Source organism: Bacillus sp. FSL M7-1020 (genome assembly GCF_038050415.1).
Classification (GTDB): domain Bacteria; phylum Bacillota; class Bacilli; order Bacillales; family Bacillaceae_G; genus Bacillus_A; species Bacillus_A toyonensis.
The window spans coordinates 51,782-66,309 of sequence record NZ_JBBOTW010000001.1 but is presented as its reverse complement, the minus strand read 5'-3'; the positions used below and the strand labels follow the sequence as shown (position 1 = coordinate 66,309).

The 14,528-nt window shown below is 34.9% G+C and carries 18 protein-coding genes; 4 read left to right on the top strand and 14 right to left on the bottom strand.

What is annotated here, in order from left to right; all coding sequences use genetic code 11:
* Positions 1 to 20: 20 nt before the first annotated feature.
* The 6 genes from hppD to MHB70_RS00345 all read right to left on the bottom strand — a co-directional run bounded on the left by hppD (position 21) and on the right by MHB70_RS00345 (position 2,166).
* Positions 21 to 1,139, bottom strand: coding sequence for a 4-hydroxyphenylpyruvate dioxygenase (gene hppD / locus MHB70_RS00370; protein WP_000810910.1), 1,119 nt, complete (start codon positions 1,137 to 1,139; stop codon positions 21 to 23).
* A 310-nt stretch (positions 1,140 to 1,449) separates the two neighbouring features.
* Positions 1,450 to 1,560, bottom strand: coding sequence for a DUF3948 family protein (locus tag MHB70_RS00365; RefSeq protein ID WP_001083697.1), 111 nt, complete (start codon positions 1,558 to 1,560; stop codon positions 1,450 to 1,452).
* Between the two features lie 42 nt (positions 1,561 to 1,602).
* On the bottom strand, positions 1,603 to 1,710 hold the full coding sequence (locus MHB70_RS00360; protein ID WP_000664237.1) for a DUF3948 family protein: 108 nt from the start codon (positions 1,708 to 1,710) through the stop codon (positions 1,603 to 1,605).
* 44 nt (positions 1,711 to 1,754) lie between these two features.
* On the bottom strand, positions 1,755 to 1,871 hold the full coding sequence (locus MHB70_RS00355; RefSeq protein ID WP_000654250.1) for a DUF3948 family protein: 117 nt from the start codon (positions 1,869 to 1,871) through the stop codon (positions 1,755 to 1,757).
* Positions 1,872 to 1,906: 35 nt separating this feature from the next.
* Positions 1,907 to 2,023, bottom strand: coding sequence for a DUF3948 family protein (locus MHB70_RS00350; RefSeq protein WP_000654250.1), 117 nt, complete (start codon positions 2,021 to 2,023; stop codon positions 1,907 to 1,909).
* A gap of 35 nt (positions 2,024 to 2,058) precedes the next feature.
* Positions 2,059 to 2,166 carry a DUF3948 family protein gene (locus MHB70_RS00345; RefSeq protein WP_000664237.1) on the bottom strand — a complete coding sequence of 36 codons (108 nt, stop codon included), beginning with the start codon at positions 2,164 to 2,166 and terminating at the stop codon, positions 2,059 to 2,061.
* A 452-nt stretch (positions 2,167 to 2,618) separates the two neighbouring features.
* Here MHB70_RS00345 and MHB70_RS00340 point away from each other — a divergent pair, with 452 nt between their 5' ends.
* Complete coding sequence (locus tag MHB70_RS00340) at positions 2,619 to 3,491, top strand: Cof-type HAD-IIB family hydrolase (RefSeq protein ID WP_000766429.1); 873 nt, start codon at positions 2,619 to 2,621, stop codon at positions 3,489 to 3,491.
* Positions 3,492 to 3,530: 39 nt separating this feature from the next.
* Here MHB70_RS00340 and MHB70_RS00335 read toward each other — a convergent pair whose 3' ends face one another.
* The 5 genes from MHB70_RS00335 to MHB70_RS00315 all read right to left on the bottom strand — a co-directional run bounded on the left by MHB70_RS00335 (position 3,531) and on the right by MHB70_RS00315 (position 9,203).
* Positions 3,531 to 4,496 (bottom strand): ABC transporter ATP-binding protein, encoded by a 966-nt coding sequence (locus tag MHB70_RS00335; protein WP_001294496.1) that lies wholly within the window; start codon positions 4,494 to 4,496, stop codon positions 3,531 to 3,533.
* Positions 4,493 to 5,473, bottom strand: coding sequence for an ABC transporter ATP-binding protein (locus tag MHB70_RS00330; protein WP_000030774.1), 981 nt, complete (start codon positions 5,471 to 5,473; stop codon positions 4,493 to 4,495). Before MHB70_RS00330 ends, MHB70_RS00335 begins: the two co-directional genes overlap by 4 nt.
* A 10-nt stretch (positions 5,474 to 5,483) precedes the next feature.
* The gene (gene opp4C, locus MHB70_RS00325; protein ID WP_000451063.1) at positions 5,484 to 6,404 is read right to left on the bottom strand and encodes an oligopeptide ABC transporter permease; all 921 of its coding nucleotides are present in this window, start codon (positions 6,402 to 6,404) and stop codon (positions 5,484 to 5,486) included.
* Positions 6,405 to 6,415: 11 nt separating this feature from the next.
* A complete protein-coding gene (locus MHB70_RS00320; RefSeq protein WP_000860743.1) occupies positions 6,416 to 7,372 on the bottom strand; it encodes an ABC transporter permease in 957 nt (318 codons plus the stop codon).
* Positions 7,373 to 7,475: 103 nt separating this feature from the next.
* Positions 7,476 to 9,203 carry an ABC transporter substrate-binding protein gene (locus MHB70_RS00315; protein WP_061530256.1) on the bottom strand — a complete coding sequence of 576 codons (1,728 nt, stop codon included), beginning with the start codon at positions 9,201 to 9,203 and terminating at the stop codon, positions 7,476 to 7,478.
* A 468-nt stretch (positions 9,204 to 9,671) separates the two neighbouring features.
* On the opposite strand from MHB70_RS00315, the gene MHB70_RS00310 reads away from it, so the two are divergent.
* Positions 9,672 to 9,869, top strand: a complete 198-nt coding sequence (locus MHB70_RS00310) for a hypothetical protein (RefSeq protein WP_000369250.1) — start codon at positions 9,672 to 9,674, stop codon at positions 9,867 to 9,869.
* 296 nt (positions 9,870 to 10,165) lie between these two features.
* Here the strand turns inward: MHB70_RS00310 and abc-f are convergent, their stop codons facing one another.
* Positions 10,166 to 12,046 carry a ribosomal protection-like ABC-F family protein gene (gene abc-f / locus MHB70_RS00305; RefSeq protein WP_000150880.1) on the bottom strand — a complete coding sequence of 627 codons (1,881 nt, stop codon included), beginning with the start codon at positions 12,044 to 12,046 and terminating at the stop codon, positions 10,166 to 10,168.
* A 125-nt stretch (positions 12,047 to 12,171) separates the two neighbouring features.
* Positions 12,172 to 12,306 carry an RAxF-45 family protein gene (locus MHB70_RS00300; protein WP_000830640.1) on the bottom strand — a complete coding sequence of 45 codons (135 nt, stop codon included), beginning with the start codon at positions 12,304 to 12,306 and terminating at the stop codon, positions 12,172 to 12,174.
* 420 nt (positions 12,307 to 12,726) lie between these two features.
* Between MHB70_RS00300 and MHB70_RS00295 the strand changes: the two genes are divergently transcribed.
* Both MHB70_RS00295 and MHB70_RS00290 read left to right on the top strand, forming a co-directional pair.
* On the top strand, positions 12,727 to 12,855 hold the full coding sequence (locus MHB70_RS00295; RefSeq protein WP_002037821.1) for a hypothetical protein: 129 nt from the start codon (positions 12,727 to 12,729) through the stop codon (positions 12,853 to 12,855).
* A 133-nt stretch (positions 12,856 to 12,988) separates the two neighbouring features.
* A complete protein-coding gene (locus MHB70_RS00290) occupies positions 12,989 to 13,783 on the top strand; it encodes a DUF4931 domain-containing protein (RefSeq protein WP_002037820.1) in 795 nt (264 codons plus the stop codon).
* Positions 13,784 to 13,794: 11 nt separating this feature from the next.
* Here the strand turns inward: MHB70_RS00290 and MHB70_RS00285 are convergent, their stop codons facing one another.
* Entirely contained in the window at positions 13,795 to 14,328 is a 534-nt protein-coding gene (locus MHB70_RS00285) for a transglycosylase SLT domain-containing protein (RefSeq protein WP_000713241.1), read from the bottom strand.
* Between the last annotated feature and the right edge of the window lie 200 nt (positions 14,329 to 14,528).

Here is a 14,528-nt window from a genome sequence, read left to right as displayed (position 1 = left end):
CTTGCTGGTGGATACAAATCTTATAAATTTCCGCGACGCTCTTGTTCTCTTTCAATTGATTCGAATAATGCTTTAAAGTTCCCTTCACCAAATCCACGAGAACCTTTACGTTGAATGATTTCAATAAATAAAGTTGGACGGTCTACAATTGGTTTCGTAAAGATTTGCAGTAAATAGCCCTCATCATCACGGTCTACTAAAATCTTTAATTCTTTTAACTTATCAATTTCCTCATCGATTTTTCCAACTCGCGCAGTTAACTCATCGTAATACGTATCTGGTGTATCTAAAAACTCCACACCATTTGCACGAAGCGCTTCAACTGTTTTAACAATATCACTCGTTAATAAGGCAAGATGTTGTACACCTGCTCCATTATAGAATTCAAGATATTCTTGAATTTGCGATTTTCTCTTTCCATCTGCTGGTTCGTTAATAGGGAACTTAATACGACTTCCATTCGTCATAACTTTTGACATTAATGCCGAATACTCTGTACTAATATCATCATCGTCGAAATGGATCATTTGTTTAAAGCCCATAACATTCTCGTAATAACTAACCCACTCTTCCATTTTCTCAACGTTACCAACTACATGATCTACAGCAATTAAACCAGATTCTTCAAATGGAATATTAAACTCAACCTTTTGGAATCCTGGCATAAATGTTCCTTTATAATTTTTACGCTCTACAAGCGTGTGAATTGTATCACCATACGTACCAATAACTGCTTTTTTCAATGTACCATCCTCATCTGTTAACTCCTCAGGTGGAGCAATTGCGACGGCACCACGTTTCACCGCTTCCGAGTAAGCCTTATCAACGTCATCGACAAGTAATGCAACGTCTTTTACACCATCACCATGAGTTTTTACAAACTCTGCGATACGATTATCGCTACCTAGGGCCCCGGACACAACAAAACGCATATTTTTTTGCACAAGAACATAAGATACCTTTTCACGGTTTCCTGTTTCTAATCCAGAGTAAGCCACAATTTTGAATCCGAACGCTCTCGCAAGGTAATAACTCGATTGTTTTGCATTCCCTACGTAAAACTCCAAATGATCTACATCACGTACCGGAAAAAAGTCCTCCATTTGTGCAGCTAGCGTATCCATAGATTTTTGTTTCATAATCTCTTCATCCCCCTGTAAATAGATTAAATGGTCCATACCTAAAACCAACCGAAAACGCTTCCAACATCAATTTATAGAAATTAGTTAGCAGGCTAACAATTTCTGACCTTTAAAATTTTCTATCTTTTCTGTCAAATTCCTCTTTTTTTCTTACATATAAAATTCGACTTTTTTCTCTTTAAAGTAAGGGGAAAATATTCATAATTGAAGGTATATATGTGGGGAAAACAAAAAAGACTCCAACATATTAACTACTTACTAATACGTTAGAGTCTTTATTTTTTTTGAATAATTGTATTTATATTTCTCATACTAATATATTTGCAAGGAATAGAATAAATGATGTTAATATTACTGCTCCGCCTAATGATCCTAATAAATCTGTTTTTGTTACTTGTAGCACTTGTTCACTGTTCATATTCCTCATTCTCCTTTCATTTTGTACAATTTAAAACTTTTATTATACTAATACGCTTGATAGAAATACGATTAATGCCGTTAACACTACTGCTCCACTTGCTGATCCTACGAAATCACCTTTTGTTACTTGTAATACTTGCTCTTTCATATCTTTCATTCTCCCTTCATTTATCTTTTGTTACAAAACTTCTATTATACTAATACGCTTGATAGAAATACGATTAATGCTGTTAATACTACCGCTCCACTTGCTGATCCTACGAAATCACCTTTTGTTACTTGTAATACTTGCTCTTTCATATCTTTCATTCTCCCTTCATTTATCTTTTGTTACAAAACTTCTATTATACTAATACGCTTGATAGAAATACGATTAATGCTGTTAATACTACCGCTCCACTTGCTGATCCTACGAAGTCACCTTTTGTTACTTGTAATACTTGCTCTTTCATATCTTTCATTCTCCCTTCATTTATCTTTTGTTACAAAACTTCTATTATACTAATACGCTTGATAGAAATACGATTAATGCTGTTAATACTACCGCTCCACTTGCTGATCCTACGAAGTCACCTTTTGTTACTTGTAATACTTGCTCTTTCATATCATTTATCCTCCCTTTGAATAAGTTTTCTATATGTAATTTCTAAGAAATGTTTTTTTCATAGTTTTTATGTTATCGTTACATTGAATTTGATAACGTAACGTTTGTAACATTAATGTAACATAACTATTATTACGTTGCAATATGATTACGTAAATTTTATTACATTTTTTTTACGTTTTTTTATAAACACCCTTAAAAACCCTATTTCAATGCATTTCCCACTACATTCACGTTTGTAACATTCGTGTAACATTACAGTCATAAACCTAAATATAACTATATTCCTCTCTACTTTTGTTACAAATCAAGGTGAATCTTTAATAAGTAAGGTTGAATCTACTAGGTTTTCACTGGATGGTACACTATAGGACAAAATACTATCTTTCCAAGATAAGTTTATATGTTTCCTCTATATAACTATGTATAATAAAAACAAAGAGGTGGTCATTTTGAAATTAATCGCATTAGATATGGATGGTACACTACTATCATCTAATCTTGAAATCTCCAAAGAGAACTTACAAGCAATCCAAACTGCACAAGAAGCTGGACATATTGTAATGATTTGTTCTGGCCGCGCAAAAGAGGATGCTTTAAAACTATTGGAAGAATACCAATTAGCTCTTCCAGTTGGAGCAAGCAATGGGGCAATTGTTTACGTGGATGGAAAAGTAATTAACTCGCGTTGTTTACAAAACGATAAAGTGTACAAACTTGCAAAATTACTAGAAGCTGAAGGTTTTCCATATAAGCTATATACAAATAAAGGGGTTTACTCTCCTTCTACATGGCAAGATCAAGTGATGCAGGCATTCGAAGAAAACAAGCATGCGCTAGATGTTACATTAGAAGAACTCGAAAGAATTACAGAAAAACAAAAGAAATCAAACCTAATTACTGATTTCCAAAAAATCGAAGATGTTGTAAACAATCAAGAACTCGAAATATCTAAATTCTTCATTTTAACGTTCAATGCAGGTCATCGCGCCCAGTTATTAAGTATGTTACAAGAAGACACTGCTATTATGGTTACAGCATCTGCTCCTACTAATTTAGAAATTATGGATAAGAATGGCCATAAAGGAAATGGGCTACAGCAGATGGCAGCTCATTTTAATATACCAATTGAAGATACAATTGCTATTGGTGATAATTTTAATGATGTACCAATGTTAGAAGTTGCTGGTTTATCTGTTGCAATGGGAAATGCTGAAGAAGATGTAAAAAAATTATGTGACGTTGTAACATTAACAAACAATGAACATGGTGTTGCCCATGCAATCGAGCAATTTGTTTTAAAACAAACTTTATCTAGTAAATAAAAAAAAGACCCTTTCAACTTCTGAAAGGGTCCTTCTCTTTTATACATGATGACAAGCAACAAAATGATCTTCACCAACATTACGAAACTCTGGTACCGTTTGTGTACAAACATCTGTCGCAAACGGGCAGCGTGTATGAAAACGACAACCTGAAGGTGGATTTGCTGGACTGGGAATATCCCCCTCTAGTATAATTCGCTCCCGCTTCACTGTTGGATCTGGTATTGGCACAGCTGATAACAATGCTTTTGTATACGGATGAAGTGGATTCGTAAATAACTCATCACGCGGTGCCGTTTCTACAATCGTTCCTAAATACATAATTCCTATTTTTGTACATAAATGTTCCACAACACTTAAATCATGTGAAATGAATAAATAAGATAATCCCTTTTTCTCCTGTAACTCACTAAATAAATTAATGATTTGTGCTTGAATAGATACATCTAGTGCTGCCACAGGTTCGTCAGCTACAATGAATTCTGGATTTAATACCATAGCTCTTGCGATAACGATACGCTGACGTTGCCCACCAGAAAACTCATGAGGATACCGGTCAATATGATACGGAGCTAAACCACATAACTCCAATACTTCTATCACCTTTGCACGAACATTTTCTTTCGTCGCTAGTCCGTGAGCCAACATCGGCTCACCAAGTGCTTCTCCAATTCTCATTCTTGGGTTTAATGAACTAAATGGATCTTGAAAAACAAGCTGCATATTAGGGCGATGTTTTCTCAATTCCTCCTTGGATAAGGAATAAACATCGTGCCCTTTAAACTTTACTTCTCCCTCCGTTTTTTGGACGAGACGTAAAATTGTTTTTCCTATCGTTGTTTTTCCACTTCCTGATTCTCCAACTAGGCCAAACACTTCACCTTTATTAATAGTAAAACTTACTCCATCAACTGCCTTTACATGTCCAATCGTTCTACTAAATATGCCGCCCTTAATTGGAAAATACGTCTTTAAGTTTTTCACTTCTAATAATGGTTCACTCATTGTTCCGCACGCTCCTCATATAACCAGCAAGCTACTTTATGGTTCTCATCGTGCACATTCAAATTTGGTGCCTCTTCTTTACATATTTCCATACAATGCTCACAACGACCACTAAAATAGCAAAATTCACCTAAGCCAACTAAATTCGGAACTTGCCCTGGAATAGAATATAGTTTATCTATTCGTTTTCCCATTACCGGTTTTGATTTCAACAAACCTTTCGTATACGGATGTTTCGGATTTTGGAATATCTCTAGTACTGGAGCTTCCTCAATAACTTTTCCGCCATACATAACGACAACGTAATCAGCCATTTCTGCTACAACGCCTAAATCATGTGTAATTAATAAAATCGATGTTTTAAATTCCTCTTTTATCTGTCTTAGTAAGTCTAAAATTTGAGCTTGAATCGTAACATCAAGAGCAGTTGTCGGTTCATCTGCAATTAATAACTTAGGATTACAACTAAGCGCAACAGCAATCATAATGCGTTGTAACATGCCTCCACTTAGTTCATGTGGATACGAATGGACAATTTCATCCGCACGAGCTATACCAACTTTACGAATTAATTCGATTGCCTTTTTATACGCCTCATTTTTACTAAGTAATTCATGCTCTCTTAACGTTTCTACAATTTGTTCTCCTACAGTGAAGACGGGATTCAGCGATGTCATCGGCTCTTGGAATATCATCGCAATATCATTTCCTCGTAAACTACGAAGCTCTTTCTCTTTCATACCTAAAAGACTTTTTCCTTCATATAAAATGTCTCCACCTACTACACTTCCTGATTCAGCAATAAGTCCCATAATCGATAGCGCCGTTACACTCTTTCCGCAACCCGATTCACCTACAACACAAACTGTTTCACCTTCTCGAACTGCAAAGCTAACATGATTAACAGCCTTTACTGTTCCTTCTTCTGTCTGAAAATGTGTTTGCAAATCTTTCAGCTCTACTACCGCTTTACTCATATTCCCTCACCTACCGTCTCATCTTTGGATCTAACGCATCACGAAGTGCATCACCAAGTAAATTAATTGATACAACTGTTATAAAAATTGCAAAACCGGGCGGAATCCATAACCACGGACGCTTTTGGAAATCGATTAATGAGTTAGCTGCACTAATCATATTTCCCCATGATGGTGTAGGCGGGACGACTCCGAGACCTAAGTAGCTTAGTGCGGATTCCCCTAAAATAGAGCCTGCAACACCTAATGTGGATACAACAATTAAGATCGGTAAAACATTAGGGATTAAATGATATATAATTTTCCGGTAATCTTTCATTCCTAACACATCAGCAGCTTGCATAAATGCTTGCTCCCTGAGTGATAAAATTTGACCTCTTACAAGACGTGCAAGTCCTGGCCAACCTACTAAACTTAAAATAATCATAATGACATAAAGACGATAATCAGATGGTACTTTCCATTCTGATAAAATAGCTCCCATTATAATAAGCAACGGCAATCCCGGCATCGACATTAAAATATCTGCAAGACGCATAATAATATTGTCGACAATCCCGCGATAAAAACCTGCAATAGCTCCTAATAAAGCTCCAAGTATAACCGATAAGACCATTGAAGCTAATCCAATTGTTAATGAAATGCGTCCTGCTTGCATAAGTCTTGTTAAAATATCTCTTCCCAATTGATCTGTACCGAGCCAATGTGAAAAACTAGGTGGTTTGTTAATTAAAGCGACTTGTATTTTCCCTGATGCATATGGCGAAAAGAGCGGACCGACAAAACAAAATAAAAACATAAACATTAGTGCATAAAACCCCACGAGTGCCATCTTATTTCTCTTTATTTTTTTAAGAGCCTGTCGCCATGGTGATGATTCATTTCTTCTCTTTTTTTCTTTTTTCTCTGTAATTGCTGTAACAGTTTCCATCTAATCCCCCCTTACTTCAACCGAATACGTGGATCGACAACTGCATATACGATATCAGCGAAAAAGTTTGAAACAATTGTTAAACAAGAAAGAAACATCGTAAATGCCATTAATACTGTATAATCACGAAAATTTAGTGCTTCTAATTGAATATTACCAATCCCTGGCCAGTTAAAAATTTGTTCAATAATAATTGCTCCCGAAAATAAACCTGGTAATTCAAATGCTAATAACGTAATCGCCGGTAATATTGCATTTTTTAACGCATGCTTATAAATAACAGTCTTCTCCTTTAAACCTTTCGCCCGTGCTGTTCGTATGTAATCTTGCCTTACAACCTCTAACATGCTTGTTCTAAAGTAACGAGTTAATGAACCCACACCAAGAAGAGTCAAAATAAATACTGGTAAAACCATATGCTTGGCAACTTCTATTACGTAAGCTAATCCAGTCGAATTACTCCCGACATCAATCATTCCGCCTATCGGTAATAACTTAAAGTCCACCGCGAACACCTTAATTAAAAACAAACCGATAAAAAATGAAGGAAATGACATTGCTGCAAAGACACCAATTGTTACAAGTTTATCGAATAAAGAATGTTGCTTCGTCGCTGAGAATACGCCGATAATAAGTGCAATTAGCCAAATAAAAAACAATGCAATAACAGCTACACTAAAAGAATTCCAAATAAATTTATTTAATAATGACGTTACAGGTTCCTGATATTGAAGCGAAAAACCAAAATCCCCTTGCAATGCATTACCTAACCAATGAAAATAACGCTCAACAATTGGCTTATTTAATCCATATAATTCCCTAAGTTCAGCTGCCCTTTCAGGTGTAATCTTTGGATTTGAATCAATATAGTCTCCTGGAAGAAGCGCAAACAGGAAGAAAATAACAATTGATGTTCCGAACAGTGTAGGAATCATTTGTAACAACCTACGAACGATATATGTTTTCACCCTTTTTCTCTCCAATCTTATGCCTAAAATAGAAGAACATTTTTTCAAAGCGGTACATTACTAACCGAATGAAAAAATGTCTTCTATTTATACATCCTTATCGTTATTTTTCAAATGATAAAACTGGTAAGTTTGCGCTAATACTATTGTATTTTTCAGAGTCAATTCCTTTTATATTCCCGTTATAACCAGTAATTGTTCTACGGTAGTTTAATAGAATTACTGGTGGGTCATCACTTAACTCTTTATATAATTCTTTATAAATAGGTTTACGTTTTTCAATATCAACTGTCTCAATACCTTTTTTAATTAACTCATCTACTTTCGCATTTTTATAACCAAGACTCTTATCATTGACACCAGACAAATATTCACCAGCTGTTTCACTCGGATCACTTGTAATCGGTGTCGAAACAGAAGCTAAATCATAGTCACCTTTATTTACCTTCGAAAGCATAGTATTAAAGTCCATAAATTCTGGATTAAATTCTACACCTATTTCTTTATAATTCTCTTTCGCAATTGGAATTAATAAATCACTATCTTTAGCCGAACTTGGGCCGAAATAAGAAAGCTTTAATTTTTGACCATCTTTTTCACGAACTCCATCCGAACCAACTTTCCATCCTGCTTCATCTAATAATTTTTTCGCTTTTTCTTTGTCGTATTCATATTTATTAACTCCTTCTTCCGTATAAGCCCAAGAAGTTGGATGAATTGGTACATTAGCTACCGTACCGTATCCTTTCAATGCTGTATCAACATATTTTTTACGATCTAATCCGTAAATAAGTGCTTGGCGAACCTTTTTATCCTTTAAGTACGGCTTATTATTATTCATATAAATATAACTAAATGACGCTGCTGTTTCGATTTGGATATTCGCAAATTCTAAACCCTTAGCCTGTTCAAGAATTTCATCACCAGTACCTAGGCCAGTGTAGTCAACCTCACCTGTTTGGAATAATTGAAGCTTCGTATCGCCAGAAGTAATTTTATAAATGAAGTTTGGAATTTTGGGTTTGCCCGCATAATAATTTTCATTTGCTACAAATCGAACTTCTTGCCCCGGGATATACTTTTCAAATTTATATGGACCCGCAGCTATCGGTTTTCCATATAACTCTTTTAAGTAATCTAAACTTGTATTTTGTTTGTAATCTTTTCCGTAATAAGCTTTTGATAATACTGTACCACCTAAAACAAATATAGCTTGTGAATTAACTTTTTCAGTGGTAATTTTAATTGTTTGTGGATCAACAACTTGAATACCTTCAATAGAAGTTGCCTTTCCTTCTTTATATTCTTTACCACCTTTAACCGCATATTGAGAGATATCTATTTCACCTTCATATGCCTTATCATGTAAAAGCGTCAATGTGAACGCTACATCATATGCTGTTAATGGCGATCCATCGCTAAATTTTAAGTCTTTACGTAAATGGAATGTATATGTTAACTGATCAGAAGAAACGTCCCACTTCTCCGCTAATTCCGGAATTGGTTTCCCTTGTTTATCCGTTGATACAAGAGATGCAAAAATCACTGAAGTCACGTTTCCATCCCAACCATTTTGTTGGAAATATGGTAAAAATACGCCACCAGGTTTACTAATACCAACTACTAGCGTATCTTTTCTATTCTTCGCTTTATCTGGTACTTTCGTTTTATCTGTCGCAGCGATCTTTTCAATTTTTATATTTTTTAAATCTTGTTGTTTAACCGGTTCTGTAGAAGCCTTATCTTCCTGTCCCCCACAAGCAGATAGCACAAGCGAACTACTCATTAATACCGAAAATACACCAGCCCATTTTTTCGTCTTTTTCTTCATTGTCCCCACCCTAACTTTTTTTTAATAATTACACCTTATGAACTGCTTGCCTTATGTATGCCTCCCACAGCAACATTTATAGCCAATCGGAAAAGTCGGTTTTAATCGTAAAAAATAGATGTTTTTGAGGGGTAACAATCTTATTCCGACTTTTCCGGTAGACTTTATGGTTAATAGCTTATAACTTTCAATATATTTTGTCAATTCTTTCTAAATAAATATTTTTATGGTTTTTTTCAAAAATATTGTCTATTTAATTTAGGAAACTACATATCGTTGTAGTTATCTTCACTCAACCCCTACTATAGCTTTTTTTATAAGTCCCTTTTCGTTTTCAATATGTATCGTTTCTAATGTTTTTTAGTTTATGCATCCACATTTTATATTAAAAAACATAAAAACTACTTCTATTCCTTCAGCATGAAACATAGAATACTAATAATCAATTACCAAAAAGGGGGCGAAAACATGGACAACCTATTCCAATATGTCCTGCACTACGTATTATTAACAATTATGATAGTCGGGGCGCTATTACTATTCCCTTTCTTCCCAAAATTCGTCCTCTTTTTAGCTTTTTTTATTATGCTCGGGATCGCTATTATCATTTCAACAAAAGAAGATACCACACAAAAAGAAAGCAGAGTTCAGCGCGTAAAGCTGTGACTCTGCTTTCTTTTTTATTTTCAATCTCAGATTTCCATCATACATACTTATGTCTCGGGAAATAATTAGCCTTTACTTTCGTAATTAATCCTATCGAAAATCTACTAATAACATATATATTTTGCCTCATCATTGCATATGTTTCACAACCTATACAAGATGCGTAACAAAGATTTACCCAAGTTACTGTTTCACGTGAAACACACTTTTTCATTTATCTCTTACAGTAAAATATAGTTATAAAAAAAGAAAGCTAATCCCTTCAGCAAAACTGAAAGGAATTAGCTTTCTACTCTTTACCCCACAATATTATCTAACTCATTATATAACTCCGCTCGTAACAACTCTTTTTTCGTTTTTTCTTCATACAATTGTTCAAGCATTTCAACATCAGCTACATGTTCCATTTTACATTCAAGTGCATATATATCTTCTTCTACACGCATTAACTCGGTTTCAATCCCCTCAATATTCCTAGCTTCTTTCTTTTTTACAGGGACTGTTTCAATACTTTTTCTCCCTTGAGGTTTCTGCCTTATTACTTGCTTCTCAATCCTTTCCTCCCACTTTTGACGAGCCCATGCATAGTTCCCTGCAAACTCAAATAATTTGCGTTCATCAATCCAATACGTCTTTTCAAATAACTTATTTAAAAAATAACGATCATGTGAAACAGCTAAAATCGTTCCATTATATTGCTCAAGAGCTTCCTCTAAAACTTCCCTTGATTCAATATCAAGATGGTTTGTCGGCTCATCTAAAATTAAAAAATTGATGTCTTGATACATAAGTTGCGCCAGTCTTAGCCTCATTTTTTCTCCACCGCTCAGTTGCGTTACATTCTTAAACACAGCTGGACCATAAAATAAAAACTTAGCTAATATATGTCTTGCTTCTCCCTCTGTTACAGCTACATACTCTCTGAAAGCTTCCAATACATTACTCTTCATATTTCCGTACGCATGCTGCGATAAATAACCAATTTTGACACTACTACCCATCCGAATTTCACCAGCATCTGGCTCTATTTCTTCTAATAGTAATTTTAGTAGCGTAGTCTTCCCTGTGCCATTACGACCAACGATAGCCGCACGCTCCTGAAAACGAACATGTAAATTCGCTTGTTCAAATAAAGGTTTGTCAGAAAAACCTTTACTCACTTCTTTCATTACAACAACATCTTTCCCGCTTCTCTCTTGCCCTTCAAACTGAAGTCCCATCTGTTTTCGTTCTAAAATCGGTCTCTTTAACTTCTCCATACGTTCTAACGCACGTTCCATATTTCTCGCTCTCTTATGCAGTCCTTCATTCGGCGGATTCGCTTGATTTGCCCATTCACGTAGACGCTTAATTGCTTCTTTCATTTTCTTTATTTTCTTTTGCTGTTCTTGATAAGCCTGAAACTCATGAAGCAACCTTTCTTCCTTCTCCTCAACAAACTGAGAATAATTCGTATGATACACGTGAATTTCTCCATCTTCTAAATCAAAAACTTTCGTTACAACTTCATCAAGGAAATAGCGATCATGTGAAATAACCATAACCGTTCCGGTGTATTCTTTTAAAAATTGCTCTAACCATTCGACTGCAAATAAATCCAAATGATTTGTCGGTTCATCTAATAGAAGTAAATCTGGTTTCTGCAATAGCATATACGCAAGGCTTACCTTCGTCTGTTCTCCTCCACTTAATTCTAGAAATGATCGGAGGAATAGTTCCGTCACTTGTAGACCATTTGCTACCTTCATAATATTTGCCTCTATTTCATAACCACCAAGAAACGTAAATTTTTCTTGAATTACACCGTACCTCTCCATCAGTTTTTGCAAAGCAGACGCTTCCCGTTCCTCCGTCATATTTTTTTCTAAAACACGCATTTCTTTTTCTAATTCCTTTTCTACTTTAAAGGCGGAACCCAATACATCGTATACAGTCATGCCCTCATCAAACTTTGGAATTTGTGCGACATGACCAATACGTGTACCTTTCTTCATATGAACGGCTCCTGCATCCACATTCTCCATTCCTGTTAGAAGACCAAAGATTGTTGTCTTCCCACTACCGTTACGGCCAACTAAACCAACACGTTCACCATTCTTTATTTCAAGCGATATATTTTCAAATATGATGTTTCCACCAAAAGATTTCGTTACATTATTTACACTACAAATTGTCATTTTCCGTACTCCTTTCAATATAAAAAAACCATGGGAAAGAAACATTCCCCATGATTTTCGACATAGAAAAAGGAAGCCAAATAGCTCCCTTTTCACACGTTTATTAAAAATGGGTGAAGAGATTTCTATCGTTCAATAGCTACTATGCAATTGTTAAAAAAGGGCAGACGTATCCCGTTAACAATTACATCATGAAAAATCGCACGACAAAAATAGATAAAATCTAAAAATTTGGCACGCGCAGCTAAAGAACGTTTCATCTCATTCACCCCTTTCGTACGGAATTTAATACTTACTTCTTTATTATACTTCCCTATTTTATGTTTGAATAGTCATTTTTCTGAAAATAATGAAGATAGACTAAACATTTCAATAAGTGACATCAAATCTTACAAAACTGTTATGTTCACGTAATGGAAAGCGATAGTACGAAAAGATGCCTCCCTATACAATAAAGATGTAAACAAGAGAGACAAACAAAAGGAGGAAACAATCATGATGAAAGAAATCGTAAAAGCAATCTTTGAGGTATTAGTGAACGGACAAGCAGTTGTAAAAGAACTAAAGGAACTATAAAAAGGAGTGAAGAAATATGATGAACATGGTGAAAATGATCTTACATGCTTTAGTCGATGCAAAGGCAGTTAGCCAAGAATTAAACCAACAATAAAAAGGGGTATATGAATATGAAGAAAGCCATTATTATAATCACAAGTACAGCAATCGCCTTATACACAATAAAAAATAGAAAAACGAAACATAGTGAAAATACTCTATATTATCCATACACATTATTAAAGAAAAAATAAAAGACAAGATACCCTATCGTAATGAGGATATCTTGTCTTTTATTTTTCCCTATTCACTTTAAAGGATTTCCTCCTCCTTTCCCCGAATGTATTAAGCGGGATTTTTACACATATTTTAAAGGGGTATATACAAATGGATACACAACAACTATATTTTTTAAACGATATCGGTAAACAAAAACCAGAAAGCATTCGGAACAGAAGCGCTGCATGTCCATTTTGCGATAGAGAAAATTTAACGGATATTTTAGAAACTGAGGGCTCAATTATTTGGTTGAAAAATAAATTCCCTACATTAAAAGATACATTTCAAACCGTGTTAATCGAAACGGATAATTGTGAAGATCATATCGCAACATATACAGAAGAGCATATGCGAAAACTAATTCATTTCTCTATTCAACATTGGTTAAAGTTACAGGAAAACGAAGACTTTTCATCTGTAATTTTATACAAAAATCATGGTCCATTTTCAGGCGGAAGTTTGCATCATGCACACATGCAAATTATCGGAATGAAACATGTAGACTATCTCGAGAATATTGAAGAGGAAAATTTCCAAGGGATAATTGTTCAAAAAAATGAACGTATTGAACTCAATATTTCAGAGCTTCCTATTATCGGTTTTACTGAATTCAATATAATCATTGATGATATTGCATGTATAGATGAAATGGCAAATTACATTCAGCAAACTGTACGATACATACTGACAGATTTCCATAAAGGGTGTAGCAGTTATAACTTATTCTTCTATCACTTAAACGGAAAAATTATTTGTAAAGTTGTTCCTAGGTTTGTCGTTTCACCGTTGTATGTAGGATATAAAATACCACAAGTTTCTACAAAACTAGAAGAAGTGAACATACAACTAGCGCAGTACTTCACAAGGCAGGAAGACAAAAATATCCATAAAAAAATAGAGTAGGTATCGAAAACCTACTCTTTTAGTACACCTTTATTTCGATAGTATACGTTCTCTAATCCAACGTTATACTTCATATTGTTATCCGTCCACTCTGGCCCTAAATTCCCTGGCCATCCTGATGTATTCGCTACATATTTCAATAATGCAAAATCAGTCAAGCCTCTTTGCACCCCGCGCTTATATCCCTTCACCAAATGCGGCATTGCAATTTGTGCATTTGTACGTGGGTCTTTCAACTCTTCATCAGTTAAATGATCTGGCGCAAGTCCACCACCACGGTGCAATTGAAACAATCCGAATGAAGTTCCGTTGTCTCCAATACTTCTTGGATTCAATCGACTTTCATGTTCGGCAATTGTAAGAGGTATCCATTCTGGAAGATTTACTTTCTTTGCTTCCTCTATAATAATTTGTTTCATCTGTTTTGCTTCTTCTGAATCAACATAGCTTGTCTCTTTCACTAGCTTATCCATTCCTTCAGACTTTCCTTGGAAATATAAATACACCCCAAGAACGACTAAAAATCCTACAAAGAATTTCTTCACTACCTCTACCTCTTTCTCCGCTGAAATTTGTCCCCTTTCAGCCTTCCCTTTACAATTACCTATGTTCTATCATTCTCTTACTCTTTTATCATAGCAAATAACTATACATATTATCATCATGCTTTAGGCCTATTTTGTGAAAAAACATTTGGTAAATACGTGCAAAAATGTAACTTTCATAGACTATAACTTATTTTTTG

Excerpts from the sequence above, each read along its gene's own strand:
- MHB70_RS00295 (WP_002037821.1), top strand. The coding sequence starts at position 12,727 with ATGAATATGAAGAAAGCCATTATTATAATCACAAGTACAGCAATCGCC.
- abc-f (WP_000150880.1), bottom strand. The coding sequence starts at position 12,046 with ATGACAATTTGTAGTGTAAATAATGTAACGAAATCTTTTGGTGGAAAC.
- MHB70_RS00310 (WP_000369250.1), top strand. The coding sequence starts at position 9,672 with ATGGACAACCTATTCCAATATGTCCTGCACTACGTATTATTAACAATT.
- MHB70_RS00335 (WP_001294496.1), bottom strand. The coding sequence starts at position 4,496 with ATGAGTGAACCATTATTAGAAGTGAAAAACTTAAAGACGTATTTTCCA.
- MHB70_RS00360 (WP_000664237.1), bottom strand. The coding sequence starts at position 1,710 with ATGAAAGAGCAAGTATTACAAGTAACAAAAGGTGATTTCGTAGGATCA.
- MHB70_RS00365 (WP_001083697.1), bottom strand. The coding sequence starts at position 1,560 with ATGAACAGTGAACAAGTGCTACAAGTAACAAAAACAGATTTATTAGGA.
- MHB70_RS00355 (WP_000654250.1), bottom strand. The coding sequence starts at position 1,871 with ATGAAAGATATGAAAGAGCAAGTATTACAAGTAACAAAAGGTGATTTC.
- MHB70_RS00290 (WP_002037820.1), top strand. The coding sequence starts at position 12,989 with ATGGATACACAACAACTATATTTTTTAAACGATATCGGTAAACAAAAA.
- MHB70_RS00300 (WP_000830640.1), bottom strand. The coding sequence starts at position 12,306 with ATGAAACGTTCTTTAGCTGCGCGTGCCAAATTTTTAGATTTTATCTAT.
- opp4C (WP_000451063.1), bottom strand. The coding sequence starts at position 6,404 with ATGGAAACTGTTACAGCAATTACAGAGAAAAAAGAAAAAAAGAGAAGA.
- MHB70_RS00330 (WP_000030774.1), bottom strand. The coding sequence starts at position 5,473 with ATGAGTAAAGCGGTAGTAGAGCTGAAAGATTTGCAAACACATTTTCAG.
- MHB70_RS00350 (WP_000654250.1), bottom strand. The coding sequence starts at position 2,023 with ATGAAAGATATGAAAGAGCAAGTATTACAAGTAACAAAAGGTGACTTC.
- MHB70_RS00315 (WP_061530256.1), bottom strand. The coding sequence starts at position 9,203 with ATGAAGAAAAAGACGAAAAAATGGGCTGGTGTATTTTCGGTATTAATG.
- MHB70_RS00345 (WP_000664237.1), bottom strand. The coding sequence starts at position 2,166 with ATGAAAGAGCAAGTATTACAAGTAACAAAAGGTGACTTCGTAGGATCA.
- hppD (WP_000810910.1), bottom strand. The coding sequence starts at position 1,139 with ATGAAACAAAAATCTATGGATACGCTAGCTGCACAAATGGAGGACTTT.